General features: G+C 39.3%; 1 protein-coding gene. It reads left to right on the top strand.

The genetic code is table 11. The annotated features are described in order from the left end of the window. Positions 1-219 (top strand): hypothetical protein (locus tag DW862_RS26225; RefSeq protein WP_207895199.1); only part of this gene is annotated, 219 nt, incomplete at its 5' end. Positions 220-242: the final 23 nt, after the last annotated feature.

Raw genomic sequence — 242 nt, 5'->3', positions numbered from 1 at the left:
TTATCCCATAGCTTTGCACAAAGGAATCAAGGCTTTTTCTTTGATTATATAACGTGTTGCAGATACTTTATCTGCAGCCTATCTGCCGCAGGTATCTGCAACGCTCCAACTATTTATCAATTAGCGCATTACACGCTTTTCGTTGCAGGTGGCAGATGCTTTTATGTTTTTCAACTTTATAGTAGGAAAAACGGCTCACCCGCAATTTCTTGGGGGTAACTATTTGTAGCTTTCTTTAAAGT

The sequence above is a fragment of the Bacteroides sp. AM37-9 genome, from assembly GCF_003603455.1.
Taxonomy (GTDB): domain Bacteria; phylum Bacteroidota; class Bacteroidia; order Bacteroidales; family Bacteroidaceae; genus Bacteroides; species Bacteroides xylanisolvens.
Note: the sequence above shows the minus strand (reverse complement) of the source record. Positions and strands in the feature narration are given on the sequence as shown.